Source organism: Ectothiorhodospira shaposhnikovii (genome assembly GCF_047222355.1).
In the GTDB taxonomy this organism is placed as follows: Bacteria; Pseudomonadota; Gammaproteobacteria; order Ectothiorhodospirales; family Ectothiorhodospiraceae; genus Ectothiorhodospira.
In genome coordinates, this window is sequence record NZ_CP178333.1 from 945,136 (window position 1) to 959,145 (window position 14,010).

The window sequence follows — 14,010 nt, forward strand, 5'->3', positions numbered from 1 at the left end:
AAAAGACATTTGAAACGTAGCCAACCACCATCGGGGTCGGCAGAAATCCTGTTCCCGGGTCTCTACGGACTGTGCTGTCTGTGTCCTGTCGCCGTGCGTTGGCCCTGGATGCCTGGTTCCTGTCATGGCCGGCAATGACCGGACTTATTCCAGAATAACCCGGGCTTATTATTGCTGCCACATTCCTGTGCGAATCCGCACCTTATTGGAGCAAAAAACCGGCAACGCGCCGCCCCGTCGTGTTCTGGATGAGTCGCACCACCTTGAATGCCTCCCGCAACTGTCGCCGCTCCGGCTGCGACAGGTTGCCGACATCAAGCCGGTTGTCCGCCTTCCCGCCCTGTTCCAGGCAATGCACCTGGTGTCGGGCGCGCATCAAGGTGATGCAATCCCAGGCGGCTGTCAGATCCCGTCCGCCGGACTCACTCAGTCGACCGCTGGCGACCGCCGCACGGATACGTTCGCGTGTTCCCAGCACCATCACACCGTCCGCCAGGGCCAGCAGACGAGCCAGGCCGACGATGGGCATGATGCCGGCCCGCTTGATGTTCAGCACCGGCGATTGCCGCATCAGTCGTGACAGCCGGCCGCCGGGCAACCACTGCGGTGGTCGGTCATGCAGGGCTTCCATGGCCAGCGCCGCCATGAATCCCGCGTTGTGCCGGATCATGGTCAGGATACGACGGCGCAATTGCTCCAGAAGATCGATTTTTCCGTGAATACAGCGAAGATCGAGGAAGTTCTGCGCCAGCATCACGGATTTTCGTTCCGGTTGTTCGATCCATCCCCTGAAGTTGCGCTCCCAGTGTTCCAGCGGTTGACGCCATTCCGGGTTGCGGGCCATCACTTCTCCCGAACAGAGAACGAACCCGCAGGCATCCAGTCCCGTCGCGACCTGTTCGGCCAGTTCGCCGAAATACCCTGACGCCTCCCGATCCGCGGCCCTTGCCAGGATCAGGGCGTTGTCCTGATCCGTATGCACGGTTTGCTCCCGCCGCCCCTGTGATCCGCAGGCTACCCAGGCATAGGGCATGGGGGGAGGACCCAGGGAGGCCTCCGCCAGCTGGATGAAACGCCCCGTGAAGGCGTCCGCCAGGTCCGAGATGGCATGCCCCAGTGCGTTGGCGTCCGCGCTGTCGCGGATCAGCCGGATCTGCAGTGCCGGGAGTCGGCGCCCCAGTTGCTCAAGGTCGTGTCGTGCCTCAGCCTCCTTCACCTGGCTGATCAGCGTCTTTACATCCATCCGTCTTGTCTTCCGGGCTGATGCGGGGAAACCCCATATCATGCCCATCCGACGTCATTCTGGCCATTGCCTCGGCCAGGTTCTGAACAAGCAGTCTGTGTGGGCGTCACGCCTTTCGGGATGGCGCCGGCACAGACATCTTGATCCGGTGCATGGGGAGGGGACCCGCGGTGCGGGTCCCCCGGTTGGGTGGAAGATCAGGCGGTGTCGGCGCGCGGCACGCGCACGCTTTCCACCAGGGCCTGGATTTCCTTCGGCGGCGGAGCCGTCAGCTTGCAGACGATCAGTGCCACGGTGACGTTCAGAATGGCACCGATGGTACCGAAGCCCTGGGGCGAGATGCCCATGATCCAGCCGCTGGCATTGTCAGGCAGCATGGCCGTGCCCGGAATGAAGAACCAGCCCTTGTACAGGAAGATGTAGATCAGGGTGGTGAACAGACCGGTGAGCATGCCGGCGATGGCGCCTTCCTTGTTCATCCGCTTGTAGAAGATACCCAGCATCAGCACGGGGAACAGGGAGGATGCCGCCAGGCCGAATGCCAGTGCCACCACCTCGGCCGCAAAGCCTGGTGGATTAAGCCCCAGATAACCGGCCAGGAGGATGGCCGCCGCCATGGAGATGCGTCCTGCCATGAGCTCGTTCTTCTCCGAGATCTTGGGCATGAACACCCCCTTGAGCAGGTCATGGGAGATGGCCGAGGAGATGGCCAGCAACAGACCCGCCGCGGTGGACAGAGCCGCCGCGATACCACCGGCTGCCACCAGCGCGATCACCCAGTTGGGCAGGCTGGCGATTTCCGGGTTGGCAAGCACCATGATGTCGCGGTCCAGACGCACCAGTTCATTGCCCTGCAGGTCGTTCTCGGCCACGAAGGCCGGCGGGTTGTTCTGGTTGTAGTACTGGATGCGGCCGTCTTCGTTCTTGTCTTCGAATACCAGCAGGCCGGTGTTTTCCCAGGTGCGCATCCAGTCCGGACGCTCGTCGTAGACCATGGCTTCGCTGACGTTGCCCACACCGCCGGGGTAGAGGGTGTTCACCAGGTTGTACATGGCCATGGCACCCACGGCCGGAGCGGTGGTGTAGAGCAGGGCGATGAAGATCAGGGCCCAGCCGGCGGACTTGCGGGCGTCACGCACGCGGGGGACGGTGAAGAAACGGATGATGACGTGGGGCAGGCCGGCGGTACCGATCATCAGCGCCATGGTCAGCAGGAACATGTTGAGGGTACTGAAGCTGGCGTTGGTGGTGTACTCGGCAAAGCCCAGATCCACCATCATGCCGTCCAGGGCGTCGAGCAGGTAACGGCTGTCGTCACCGGAGAGGGTGGCGCCCAGGCCGGTCTGGGGCAGGAAGTGACCCGTGAGCTGGATGGAGATGAACACCGCGGGCACGGTATAGGCAAAGATCAGTACCACGTACTGAGCGATCTGGGTGTAGGTGATCCCCTTCATGCCGCCGAGCACGGCGTACACGAACACGATGCTCATGCCGGCGATCAGGCCCCAGAGGATGTCCACTTCCAGGAAGCGCGAGAAGGCGATACCCACGCCGCGCATCTGCCCGATCACGTAGGTGATGGAGATGATGAGCAGGCAGATCACCGCCACGATGCGCGCGCCGTTGGAGTAGAAGCGATCCCCCACGAACTGAGGCACCGTGAACTTGCCGAACTTGCGCAGGTATGGCGCCAGCAGCAGGGCCATCAGCACGTAGCCGCCGGTCCAGCCCATCAGGTAGACCGAGCCGCTGTAGCCCAAAAAGGCGATCAGACCCGCCATGGAGATGAACGAGGCCGCGGACATCCAGTCGGCCGCCGTGGCCATGCCGTTGGCGATCGGGTTGACGCCCTTGCCGGCCACGTAGAATTCCCCGGTGCTGCCTGCCCGGGCCCAGATGGCGATGCCTATGTACAGCGCAAAGGTGGCACCGACCACCAGGTAGATCATTAATTTAAGATCCATAGGATTATCCCCCAGTCGTTATCATTCTTCGTGGACGTCAAACTTCTTGTCCAGGCGGTTCATCCACCAGGCATAGAAGAAGATCAGCACCAGGAAGGTGTAGATGGAGCCTTGCTGCGCCATCCAGAAGCCCAGCGGGTAACCGCCGATGGACATGGTGTTGAGCGCGTCCACCATGAAGATGGGCAGCAGGTAGCCGGCGATGAACCACACCCCCAGACACCAGCCGAGGATGCTCAGATTGGCCTTCCAGTAGGCGCTTCTCTGCTCTTCCAGGCTACCGGCGGAAGCCAGGGTCTGTTGAATCTGCTCCCGGGTCTTGGCGCTGATGCCGCTTTCTTCCGCCAGGATCTTTTTGAGAAGATCTCTCATTTTTTCACTCATAATGGACTCCTCCGATACATTCGGTATGCCGGGTTAGGGTCGGACTGCATGTGGTCTTGCCTCCATCTTGAATGCGTGAATCAAGGGGTTGGGTTCCTTGTCCTGTTGTGGGTGATGGGCTCTGCATTCCCTTGGGCCCGGGTTCTGCCCTGATGTCCTTACAGCTGATATTCCAGCGCCAGGCGTGACTGCAGTTTGCGGATTTGCCGGAATGCCTCCTTGAGAATCCGCTGTTCCAGTTCGTCCAGACGCTCGGGGTTGATGAAATTGCTCAGGGGCTGGCCGGCCTGGGCCTGCTCATGGTGATTACGCATGCGCAGCAGCAGGATGTAGTGGTAGGCGTTGAGCCAGGCCGCCACATCTTCCCGCTTCATCACCCCGGCCTCGGCACAGGCCTCGAAACGGCGTGTGGTGTTGCTGTCGGGCATCTCCAGTGCCAGGGCGAAGATGCGGGCCACGTCCACGAAGGGGGTGGTGCCGTTGACCTTGAGATCCAGGCTGCGCGGGTGGCGCCCGCCGCCGGAACTGACCTTGAAGTCACCGAACAGCCCCAGCGGGGGGCGCAGGCGCAGGGCGTTTTCCGCCATCTGGCGGCGAAAACGGCTATTCTTTGAAGTTTTTTCCAGGAACCAGGCCCTCAGCCCGGCACCCGGCTGCTCGCCGCCGTAGAGCACCCGGAAATCGAAATAGATGTTGGCCTTGAGTAGGTGCTCGGGCGTGCCCTGGTCGATCCAGCGGGAAAAACGGGTACGCCATTCTTCCAGGCTCAGGCAGCACTCCGGGCTGCTGGCCATGACCCGCCCTCGGCACAGGGGGAAGCCGCAGATCCGCAGGGCCTCGTTGATCCGTTCCGCCAGAGGCAGCAGCCGGGCACGGATCTGGTCCGCAGTCATGCCGTCCTGGGGCAAGAACAGCATGCCGTTGTCCTGGTCGGTCTTGAGGGTCTGTTCCTGACGGCCCTCGCTGCCGAAGGAGAGCCAGTCGAACTCGGGGATGTCGCCGCCGGTTTCATGCAGGCAGAGAGTGATGATGCGGCGGGTGAGCTGATCATTGAGCATGGCGATGATCTGGGTGATCTGGTCCACCCGAACGCCCTGGGCAATCATCTGGCCGATCAGCAAGTGCACGTCGGTGCCCAGGCGGGCCAGGGCATTGACGTCCTCGGCCTGGCTCATGGAGCGGCTCAGGTTGGCCAGGCTGACCCGCTGCAGGGAGAACAGGTCGCCCTCGGAGATCACGCCCCGCAGCCGGCCCCGGTCGACGATGCACAGATGATGGAAGCCGTGGCTGGCCATCAGCATGGCGGCCTCGAAGGCGAAGGCGCTGGAGGGCAGGGTGACCGGATCGGGGGTCATCACCGCGCTGATGGGCTGATCCAGGCCGATCTCGGGCAAGGCCACCCGCTTGAGCAGGTCGTGTAGGGTGAAGACGCCCAGGGGCCTTTGCTCGTCATCGGTGATGATGACGCTGCCGATGCGTTCATCCTGCATGGCCTGCAGGGCCCGGCGAATGGGGGCGTCCGGCCTGAAGGTGACGGGTTCGCGCTGGAGGCGTTCGCCGACGGTGGTGTTGAGGGAGGTGTCGCCGCCCAGCCCCGAGGCGGTGCTGAACTGCACGTGACGCTGCACCGTGTCCAGCAGGCTGGCCAGGCGGCGGGTACAGAAATCGTGGAACTCGGGGCACATCTTGAGCAGATGATTGAAATCGTCCCGGTCCATCTCGAAGCAGAAGGTGTCCTCGGCGGCCCGGTAGCGGGTTTTCACCGGCCGGCGGGCCAGCAGGGCACCGATGGGAAAGCATTCCCCCGGTGCCAGCACCCAGGCAGTGCTGACGGGATTGCCGTTGGGGTCCAGGGACTCTCCCAGTACCCGACCTTGCTTGACGATGAAGAATCGGTCGGCGGGCCCGGACTTGGGGTTCAGGATCTGCTCGTCACGGGTGTAGAAGACCAGACGCAGGCGTTTGGCAAGGAATTCCAGATGGACCGGGTCCATCCGGGCAAAGGGCTCGTGGCGCCCCAGGAATTCCATCACGGGGATGAGGACGCCCCGTTGCCGGTCTGCGCTGTTGCCTGGATCTGTCTGCATGGTATCCATGGATGGCCGTGGTCTTGACGGCTACCATTGCAGAAGGCGTGCCAGGTTTTTGTTCCTTGTGGAAACAAGGACTTGTGACGGGTGTGTGCGGGATGCCTGTTACCTTGGGTAACGGATGTTACCCAAGGTAACAGGCAGGCTCAGGCTTTGGGGCGGGGGATGCCCATGCGGTTGCGCCGTTCCCAGAGGGCCTTGCGGCTGATGCCCAGCCGCCGGGCCAGTTCCGTTTCGGTCATCCGGGCCTGATTTTCCAGCACGAAGCGGCGGAAGTAGTCCTCCAGGCTGGTGTCCGGGGTCGCTTCCTGGCTCGGTCCGGGGGTCAGGCCCAGGTGTTCGGCGGCGATGCAGTCGCCGTCGGCCAGGATCACCGCCCGTTCCAGGGCGTTTTCCAACTCCCGCACGTTGCCGGGCCAGCGATGGGCCTGCATGGCCGCCAGGGCCGACGGTGCCAGTCGTGCCGGTGCCTGCTTGAGACGCCGACAGGCCTTTTCCAGCAGAAAATCCGCCAGCCGGGGCAGGTCTTCCAGCCGTTCACGCAGGGGCGGCAGGCCGATTTCCATGACCTTGAGCCGGTAGTAGAGGTCCTCGCGAAAGTCCCCTTCCCGCACCATCAGCTCCAGATCCCGGTGGGTGGCCGCCAGCAGGCGGATGTCCACCTTGCGACTGCTGTTGGCACCGACCCTTCGAATCTCGCCGTCCTGCAGCACCCGCAGCAGCCGGGACTGTGCAGCCGGGGTGAGTTCACCGATCTCGTCCAGGAACAAAGTGCCGCCGTCGGCGGCTTCCGCCAATCCCTGGCGGCTTTGGGCGGCACCGGTGAAGGCCCCCTTTTCATGACCGAACAGCTCCGATTCCAGCAGTCCTTCGGGAATGGCGGCGCAGTTGACCGAGACCAGGGGGGCCTGGGCGCGGCGGCTCTTCTTGTGAATGGCCCGTGCCACCAGTTCCTTGCCGGTGCCGGATTCGCCCCGGATCAGGACCGTGGCATCGGTGGGCGCCACTTTGTCCAGGGTCCTGCATACCTGCTGCATGGCGGGCGACTCGCCCACCATGCCCTCCACCGGATAGACCTGGCCGAGCTGGGACTGGAGCTGGGCATTTTCCCGCTCCAGCTGCCGCTGCTTGAGGATGCGGGCCACGCACAACAGCATCTCGTCATGGTCGAAGGGCTTGGCAATATAGTCCGTGGCCCCCTGTTTCATGGCGTCGACGGCGGAGCGGACGCTGGCATAGCTGGTCATGATGAGTACCGGGGTGTCGCCGCAGTGGCCGAGCATCTCGATGCCTTCGCCGTCGGGCAGGCGCAGATCGCAGATCAGCAGGTCGAAGCGGGAGGCCTCGCACAGCCGGCGGGCGTCGGCGATGCAGGCCGCCTCTTCGATGCGATAGCCTTCGTGTTCCAGGAGACGCCGCAGGGCACGGCGAATCACCGCTTCGTCTTCCAGGATCAGGATTCGGTTCAAGCCAGGGTCTCCTCTTCGACGGCCGGCAGCCGGATATGGAAGCGGGTTCCGCCCTCGGGCAGGTTGTCCGCGTAGACCATGCCGCCGTGGTCCTGAATGATGCTGTATACCACCGACAGCCCCAGACCGGTCCCTTCGCCCGGGGGCTTGGTGGTGAAGAAGGGTTCAAAGATCCGGTCGAGCACGGATTCCGGAATGCCGCTGCCCTCGTCCTCCACCTGGATCTCCACGCTGCCCAGGACGTACTCGCCGCGAATGACGATGCGGTCGCCGGGACGGCCGGCCTGCAGGGCGTTGTTGATCAGGTTGACGAAGACCTGCAACAGGCGCTGGGCGTTGCCCCGGGCGATGAGGGTGTCGGGCACTTCGTTGAAACAGCGCATGTCCCGACCGCTGTCGCTCAACTGTACCAGATGAATCGCTTCGTCCACGCAGGCCCGCATGTTCACCGGCGCGGGCCGCATGCGGGGCACCTCGCCGCTATGGCTGAAGGTGATCAGGGACTGAACGATGTCGTTGATGCGTCGGGTCTGTTCCAGGATCTGACGGGAAGTCAGGTCCACCTCCGCGGGGTCCTTTTCGTACCGCAGGTTCTGGGCCAGGGAGGCAATGCCGGTCAGCGGGTTGCCGATCTCATGGGCTACCCCGGCGGCGAGACGGCCAATGGAGGCCAGGCGGTCGTTGTGGGCCACCTCGCTTTCCAGATTGTGCAGTTCCGTCAGATCCTCCACCAGCACCACCATCCCCCCCAGGCCATGGGCCACGGAACTGCCCAGCCCGGCGGACTCGATGGCGGCCTTGTGCAGGTTCAGCCGGCGCTGGCGGCCGTCCACGGTGAGCTGCAGCTTGTACAGGTGCCGGTCATCGCCGTTGATGAAGGTGCGTAGCACCCCGTCCCAGGGGTCCTTGAGTCCGTCCAGGGTCTGTCCCACCGCATAGGAGGAGGAAATGCCGGAGATGGCGGCCATGGTGTTGTTCCAGATCAGGATGTCGCCCCCCGAGGAAATGGAACAGACTCCCAGCGGCAGTTCGTGGAGTACCTGGCGGTGATAGCGACGCAGGGTATCCAGCTCCGCCGCCAGTCCCTTGAGACGCACGGTGGAGTGTTCCAGTTGCTCCTCCACGAAGCGCAGGCTGTCCGCCAGGGCTACCTGGGTCTGGGGCGGGACTTCCAGGCGATTGTCCACAATCATGCGCGCCAGTAGAGGCCCCATCAGGCCGGACAGGTTGCGTTCCAGCCGTGCCCGCAGCTTGCGCAGTTCGTTGGGGCGTTGTTCCCGGGGGTCCAGCTTCAGGTCGCCCAGGGCGCGCTGGATCTCCAGGGCGGCGGTCTGCGGACCGATCACCTGGGACAGGTTGGTGCGCAGCTGTTCCACGTTGCGAATCTCGCCGTCCCCCAGCAACCGGCTCGGGGTGAGTTGTTCCCGACGGCAGCTCTGGGAGGCCTCCAGTTCCTCCCGGGTGGGCCGGGTGAGCAGGGAGCCGGCAACGAACAGCAGGCTGTTGAGGGTCAGTGACCAGAAGGTGGCAAAAGCCCAGCGGTTTTCCTCCTCGGCCCCCATCCAGCGCATCAGGTTGAAATCCACCATGGGTAGGCCGGAGTCGTGAATCAGCGGGACGATCAGGGCCAGCAGCCACACCAGGATGCCGCCCATCAGGCCGGCGATGAAGCCCACCCGGTTGGCCCGCGGCCAGAACAGCAGGCCCAGGATGCCGGGCAGGAACTGGGCCACGGCGACGAAGGAGATGAGGCCGATCTGGGCCAGGCCCTGGTTGAATTCCAGCAGCCAGTAAAAGCCGTAACCCATGCCGATGATGAGGAGGATCAGCACCCGCCGGCCCCACAACAGCCAGCCGTAGAGATTGTTCCGGGGCAGGGACTGCTGGCGGTAATGGGCCGGCAGGATCAGGTGATTCAGGCACATGGCGGCCAGGGCCAGGGTGGTGACGATCATCATGGCGCTGGCGGCGGAAATCCCGCCGATGAAGGTGAACAGGGCCAGCCAGCCCTGGTCTGCCGCCACCGGCAGCCCCAGCACGTAATAGTCCGGCGCGGTCTGCAGGCCGGTGGCCTGACCGGCCCAGAGGATCAGGGGAATGGGCAGATTGAGCAGCAGCAGGAACAGGGGGAAGGCCCAGGTGGCCGTCTGCAGGGAGCGGGGGTTGATGTTCTCCACGAAGGTCATGTGGAACTGCCGCGGCAGCAGGAAGGCGGCGGCGAAGGCCAGCACCATGAGGGTCATCCAAGGGCCTTCGCGCACCGGTTCATAGAGGGCCTCCAGGGCCTCCGGGTGGGCGGTCAGCCACGCATCCAGTCCACCGAAGCCGCCGAAGACCCCGAACAGGGCAAAGCCGCCCACCGCCAGCAGGGCCAGCAGCTTGACGGCGGACTCGAAGGCGATGGCCACCACCAGGCCCTCGTGCTTTTCCCGGGGGGTGATGTGGCGGGCGCCGAACAGGATCGCGAACAGCATCAGGGTGGCGCAAAAACCCAGGGCCAGCAGGTGAGGCGTGTCCTGCCGGGTCAGCACGGAAACGGATTCGGTGACCGCCTTGATCTGCAGGGCGATGTAGGGAAGGATGCCCGCCAGCATGAACAGGGTGACGATGACCCCGGTCCACTGGCTGCGATAGCGGAAGGCAAACAGGTCGGCCAGGGACGTGAGCTGATACTCCCGCACCAGACGCAGCAGGGGCGCCAGCAGCAACGGTGCCAGCAGGAAGGCGAGGGTGACCCCGAGATAGATGGTGAGGAACTGATAGCCTTCGGTGTTGGCAAACCCCACGCTGCCGTAGAAGCTCCAGGACGTGGCGTAGACCCCCAGGGACAGGGTATAGACCAGCGGGTGGTGCACCAGTCGGCCCGGCAGCCAGCCCTTTTCCGCCGCGTGGGCGATGAAGAACAGCAGCGCCAGGTAGGCGACCCCGACGGCGTAGAGCAGACCGATCTCAGAGATCATGGCGACCCCGTCGCCATTGCACCACCCAGGCCAGGGCGATGATCCCGCCCCAGAGCAGGTAGGGCAGATACCAGGGGGCGCCCGAACGGGTCCACCACGCCACCAGCGGCGATGCGAACAGCAGCACGCCGAGCAGGAACAGCAGCAGTGTCTTGTCCTGGGATGACATGGATTGGGTCCTGGGATGGATCCTTCAAACCCGCAAGGATGCAGCATCCGGCCGGTTCAGGCCAGCATCAGGTCCGGAAGGGCCAGTGCGCCAGGGCATGGTCCAGCAGCGCGGCAGGGGTGGCATCCCGCCAGTCCCGGGGCAGGGGTAGGTGGAGAAAGCCCATCACGGCGGCCAGGTTGGTCAGGGGGGTGGCGTCGTCCACCGCCGGGGCGTGGGTCTGCTTGGAGAGCTTGTCGCCGGTGGTATTCAGCACCAGGGGATGGTGCAGATAGACCGGCGTGGGCAGTGCCAGCAGTCGCTGCAGGTGGATCTGGCGGGGGGTGGAGTCCAGCAGGTCGCTGCCCCGGACCACATGGGTGATGCCCTGAAAGGCATCATCCACCACCACCGCCAGCTGATAGGCCGTGAGTCCGTCGGCGCGGCGGATCACGAAGTCACCGATCTCCCGGCTCAGGCGCTGGTTGACAAGGCCGTGGTAGCGATCGTGGAAGCCGATGGGATCATCGTGGGTACGTACCCTCAGGGCACGGGGAGCCCGTCCGGGGGCCAGTCCCCGACGGCAGGTGCCGGGATAGACCGGGCCTTCCAGTCCGGTGCGGCCGGCGGCGGTGATCTCCCGGCGGGTGCAGCCGCAGTCGTAGGCCTGTCCCTGGCGCCGCAGTGCGGTCATGGCCTCGGCATAGGCCTCGAGGCGGCAACTCTGATAGAGGATGTCTTCGTCCCAGTGCAGGGCATGGGCTTCCAGGGTGCGCAGGATGGCATCGGCGGCGCCGGGTTGTTCCCGGGGTGGGTCCAGGTCTTCGATGCGCACCCGCCAGGTGCCCTGGTGGGCGCGGGCATCCAGAAAGGAGAAGACAGCGGCGACCAGGGAACCCTGGTGCAGGGGGCCGGTGGGGGAGGGGGCGAAACGACCGATGTAGGTCATGGATGACCGGCGAATCAGACCCTCCCGTGGCAGGGCGGCGCCTGCTCACGGGAAGGTGCTGTCAGCCGTATTGCCTTGACCGGCTGTGTCATCAGGCCATCTGCTTTTCCTTGATCTCCTGCAGGGTCTTGCAGTCGATGCACAGGGTGGCGGTGGGGCGGGCTTCCAGGCGGCGGATACCGATTTCCACGCCGCAGGCCTCGCAGTAACCGTAGTCGCCACTTTCGATGTCCTTGAGGGCCTCGTCGATCTTGCGGATCAGCTTGCGTTTCCGGTCGCGGGTGCGCAGTTCCAGGCTGAATTCCTCCTCCTGGGTGGCGCGGTCCGCCGGGTCGGCAAAGTTGGCGGCGTCTTCCTTCATGTGGCCCACGGTGCGGTCCACTTCTTCCATCAGGTCCTGCTTCCAGGCCAGCAAAATGGTGCGGAAGTGATCCTTCTGGGGCTTGCACATGTACTCCTCGCCCTCGGCCGGCTGGTAGGGGGCGATACCCTGACCAGACTGGGAAAGACTGCCGGAACCGTTTGGCGTACTCTTGCTGGAGGCCATCGCTCGCAAACTCCTGAGTGTCAAAAGGCGAGTCTAGATACCAGAGAATCGGCCCGGGCGCAAGCAAAAGGCCGAACGGCCCGCCCGGCCGACCCCATGAAAACGATGATCACTACCGGAGGCAGCATGTCTGATCTGAAGGCCCTGATATTCGATGTGGACGGTACCTTGGCGGATACGGAACGGGATGGCCACCGTCCCGCCTTCAATGCCGCCTTCCGGGAGATGGGGCTGGACTGGGACTGGACCGTGCCGCTCTACGGGCGGCTGCTGCAGGTGGCCGGCGGCAAGGAGCGGATCCGCCATTACCTGGATGCATTCGCGCCCGAATTCACGCCGCCCGCCGACCTGGACCGGTTCATCGGTGATCTGCACGCCTGCAAGACCCGGCACTTCGTGGCCATGCTGGAGCGGGGTGGCATCCCCCTGCGGCCGGGGGTTTTGCGGCTGATCGAGGAGGCGCGCTCGGCGGGGTTGTTGCTGGCGATCGCCACCACCACATCACTGACCAACGTGGAGTCCCTGCTGCGGGCCAACCTGGGAGAGGCATCACTGGACTGGTTCCGGGTGATCGGGGCCGGCGACGTGGTGCCGGCGAAGAAGCCCGCGCCCGATATCTATCATCACGTGCTGGAGCGCCTGGGTCTGTCGGCCCGGGACTGTGTGGCCATCGAGGATTCCGCCCAGGGGCTGCGGGCCTCGCGGGGAGCGGGGATTGTCACGGTGATCACGGTGAGCGGATATACGGTGGAGGATGATTTTTCCGGGGCCGCCGCGGTGCTGGAGCATCTAGGGGAGCCGGAGATGCCCGGGCGGGTCGTTCGGGGGCAGGGGCCAAAGCGCGGAATCGTCGATGTCGGTTATCTGGATGCCCTGCTTCCCTGAACAATCATTCCACCCGACACCACAGCCGTCCCTGGGCAAGGCGGGCTTCCAGTCGTTCACCGGACTTCACCTGCTCCGGGGCGCGAATGGCCTGACCCTCGGCACTGAGCAGGATGCTGTAACCCCGGCCCAGGGTGGCCAGGGGACTCACCGCATCCAGGGTCCGTGCCTGCAGGGATACCCGGGCGTGCAGGCGTTCCAGGCGCAGGGCCATGGCCCGCTCCAGGCGCAGGGATAGATCCTGTTGCCGATGCACCATGCCGGTCAGGCGGGTCCGGGGAGAACACTGCCCCAGGCGGGTCCACAGATGGGCCAACTCGATGCGTTGCTCCCGGAGCCGCCGGGCCAGGGCCTGGCGCAGTCTGGATTCCAGTTCATCCAGGCGCTGGGCGCGGGCCTGCAGGCGCCGCTCGGGATGCTGGTGCCGCAATCGTTGTTCCAGGCCCTGAAGCCGCAGGCCCTGTGCCTGCCGCCGACGGGAAAAACGTTCACACAGCAGCCGCTCCAGTTGATTCACCCGCTGCAGCAGTTCACGGCCGTCGGGACTGACCAGCTCGGCGGCCACCGACGGGGTGGGGGCACGGTGATCGGCGGCCAGGTCGGCAATGGTGATATCCGTTTCATGGCCGATGCCGCTGACCACGGGGATGGCGCAGGCGCGGATGGCGCGGGCCACGATCTCCTCGTTGAAGGCCCAAAGGTCCTCCAGGGAACCGCCGCCCCGGGCCAGGATCACTACGTCACAGTCGCCGCGGTCCGAGGCGGTCGCAAGGGCCGCGGCGATGCGCGGGGCCGCCTCGCCGCCTTGTACCGGCACCGGATAGATCATCACCGGCAGCGCCGGGAAGCGGCGCCCGAGGACCGCCAGGATATCCCTGACCGCCGCGCCGGTGGCGGAGGTGATCACCCCCACGCGGCGGGGAAACCGGGGCAGGGGACGTTTGCCGGCGGGGTCGAACAGCCCTTCGGCCTCCAGCCGGCGACGCAGGGCCTCAAAGGCCCGTCGCAGGGCGCCGTCCCCGGCTTCCTCCAGGTGTTCGACGATGAGCTGATAATCACCCCGGGGCACATAGAGGCTGACCCTGGCCCGGGCCAGTACCTGCATGCCGTCCCGGGGTCGAAAGCGCACCCCCTGGGCCCGGTTGCGGAACAGGGCGCAGCGCACCTGGGCCCCTTCATCCTTGAGGGAGAAATACCAGTGACCGGAGGCGGGTCGGGCCAGATTGGACAGTTCCCCTTCCACCCACAGCAGGGGAAAACCGCTCTCCAGGCGTCCCTGCACCGCCTGATTCAGACGAGAGACGCTGTAGACCTCTTTTTCCGTTGACGGCTCGGGCAAGGCAGGCGCTCCGTAGTGGATGAAAATAACCG

At 64.8% G+C, this 14,010-nt stretch carries 11 protein-coding genes; 1 reads left to right on the forward strand and 10 read right to left on the reverse strand.

Annotation, left to right across the window (positions count from 1 at the left end; genetic code table 11):
* Nucleotides 1-202: 202 nt before the first annotated feature.
* From ACLF6L_RS04300 to dksA, 9 genes are all read right to left on the reverse strand, one after another.
* Complete coding sequence (locus ACLF6L_RS04300) at nt 203-1,243, reverse strand: DUF294 nucleotidyltransferase-like domain-containing protein (RefSeq protein WP_238617598.1); 1,041 nt, start codon at nt 1,241-1,243, stop codon at nt 203-205.
* Nucleotides 1,244-1,440: 197 nt separating this feature from the next.
* A complete protein-coding gene (locus tag ACLF6L_RS04305; RefSeq protein WP_238617597.1) occupies nt 1,441-3,207 on the reverse strand; it encodes a sodium:solute symporter family protein in 1,767 nt (588 codons plus the stop codon).
* 21 nt (nt 3,208-3,228) lie between these two features.
* Nucleotides 3,229-3,483: a DUF4212 domain-containing protein gene (locus ACLF6L_RS04310; protein ID WP_238617706.1), complete on the reverse strand. Its 255-nt coding sequence runs from the start codon at nt 3,481-3,483 to the stop codon at nt 3,229-3,231.
* 266 nt (nt 3,484-3,749) lie between these two features.
* A complete protein-coding gene (locus tag ACLF6L_RS04315) occupies nt 3,750-5,678 on the reverse strand; it encodes a putative nucleotidyltransferase substrate binding domain-containing protein (protein ID WP_238617596.1) in 1,929 nt (642 codons plus the stop codon).
* 149 nt (nt 5,679-5,827) lie between these two features.
* Entirely contained in the window at nt 5,828-7,150 is a 1,323-nt protein-coding gene (locus tag ACLF6L_RS04320; protein WP_238617595.1) for a sigma-54-dependent transcriptional regulator, read from the reverse strand.
* Nucleotides 7,147-10,110: a sensor histidine kinase gene (locus ACLF6L_RS04325; RefSeq protein WP_238617594.1), complete on the reverse strand. Its 2,964-nt coding sequence runs from the start codon at nt 10,108-10,110 to the stop codon at nt 7,147-7,149. The genes ACLF6L_RS04320 and ACLF6L_RS04325 overlap by 4 nt, the downstream gene beginning before the upstream one ends.
* Complete coding sequence (locus tag ACLF6L_RS04330; protein ID WP_008930735.1) at nt 10,100-10,279, reverse strand: hypothetical protein; 180 nt, start codon at nt 10,277-10,279, stop codon at nt 10,100-10,102. The genes ACLF6L_RS04325 and ACLF6L_RS04330 overlap by 11 nt, the downstream gene beginning before the upstream one ends.
* A 67-nt stretch (nt 10,280-10,346) precedes the next feature.
* Nucleotides 10,347-11,207 (reverse strand): tRNA glutamyl-Q(34) synthetase GluQRS, encoded by an 861-nt coding sequence (gluQRS, locus tag ACLF6L_RS04335; protein WP_412852441.1) that lies wholly within the window; start codon nt 11,205-11,207, stop codon nt 10,347-10,349.
* A gap of 91 nt (nt 11,208-11,298) precedes the next feature.
* Entirely contained in the window at nt 11,299-11,754 is a 456-nt protein-coding gene (dksA, locus tag ACLF6L_RS04340; protein WP_412852442.1) for an RNA polymerase-binding protein DksA, read from the reverse strand.
* A gap of 126 nt (nt 11,755-11,880) precedes the next feature.
* Between dksA and ACLF6L_RS04345 the strand changes: the two genes are divergently transcribed.
* Nucleotides 11,881-12,639 carry an HAD family hydrolase gene (locus ACLF6L_RS04345; protein ID WP_238617591.1) on the forward strand — a complete coding sequence of 253 codons (759 nt, stop codon included), beginning with the start codon at nt 11,881-11,883 and terminating at the stop codon, nt 12,637-12,639.
* Nucleotides 12,640-12,643: 4 nt separating this feature from the next.
* On the opposite strand, the gene xseA is transcribed toward ACLF6L_RS04345, so the two are convergent.
* Nucleotides 12,644-13,978: an exodeoxyribonuclease VII large subunit gene (gene xseA, locus ACLF6L_RS04350; protein WP_238617590.1), complete on the reverse strand. Its 1,335-nt coding sequence runs from the start codon at nt 13,976-13,978 to the stop codon at nt 12,644-12,646.
* Nucleotides 13,979-14,010: the final 32 nt, after the last annotated feature.

Excerpts from the sequence above, each read along its gene's own strand:
- ACLF6L_RS04300 (WP_238617598.1), bottom strand. The coding sequence starts at position 1,243 with ATGGATGTAAAGACGCTGATCAGCCAGGTGAAGGAGGCTGAGGCACGA.
- ACLF6L_RS04305 (WP_238617597.1), bottom strand. The coding sequence starts at position 3,207 with ATGGATCTTAAATTAATGATCTACCTGGTGGTCGGTGCCACCTTTGCG.
- ACLF6L_RS04315 (WP_238617596.1), bottom strand. The coding sequence starts at position 5,678 with ATGCAGACAGATCCAGGCAACAGCGCAGACCGGCAACGGGGCGTCCTC.
- ACLF6L_RS04325 (WP_238617594.1), bottom strand. The coding sequence starts at position 10,110 with ATGATCTCTGAGATCGGTCTGCTCTACGCCGTCGGGGTCGCCTACCTG.
- ACLF6L_RS04330 (WP_008930735.1), bottom strand. The coding sequence starts at position 10,279 with ATGTCATCCCAGGACAAGACACTGCTGCTGTTCCTGCTCGGCGTGCTG.
- gluQRS (WP_412852441.1), bottom strand. The coding sequence starts at position 11,207 with ATGACCTACATCGGTCGTTTCGCCCCCTCCCCCACCGGCCCCCTGCAC.
- dksA (WP_412852442.1), bottom strand. The coding sequence starts at position 11,754 with ATGGCCTCCAGCAAGAGTACGCCAAACGGTTCCGGCAGTCTTTCCCAG.
- ACLF6L_RS04345 (WP_238617591.1), top strand. The coding sequence starts at position 11,881 with ATGTCTGATCTGAAGGCCCTGATATTCGATGTGGACGGTACCTTGGCG.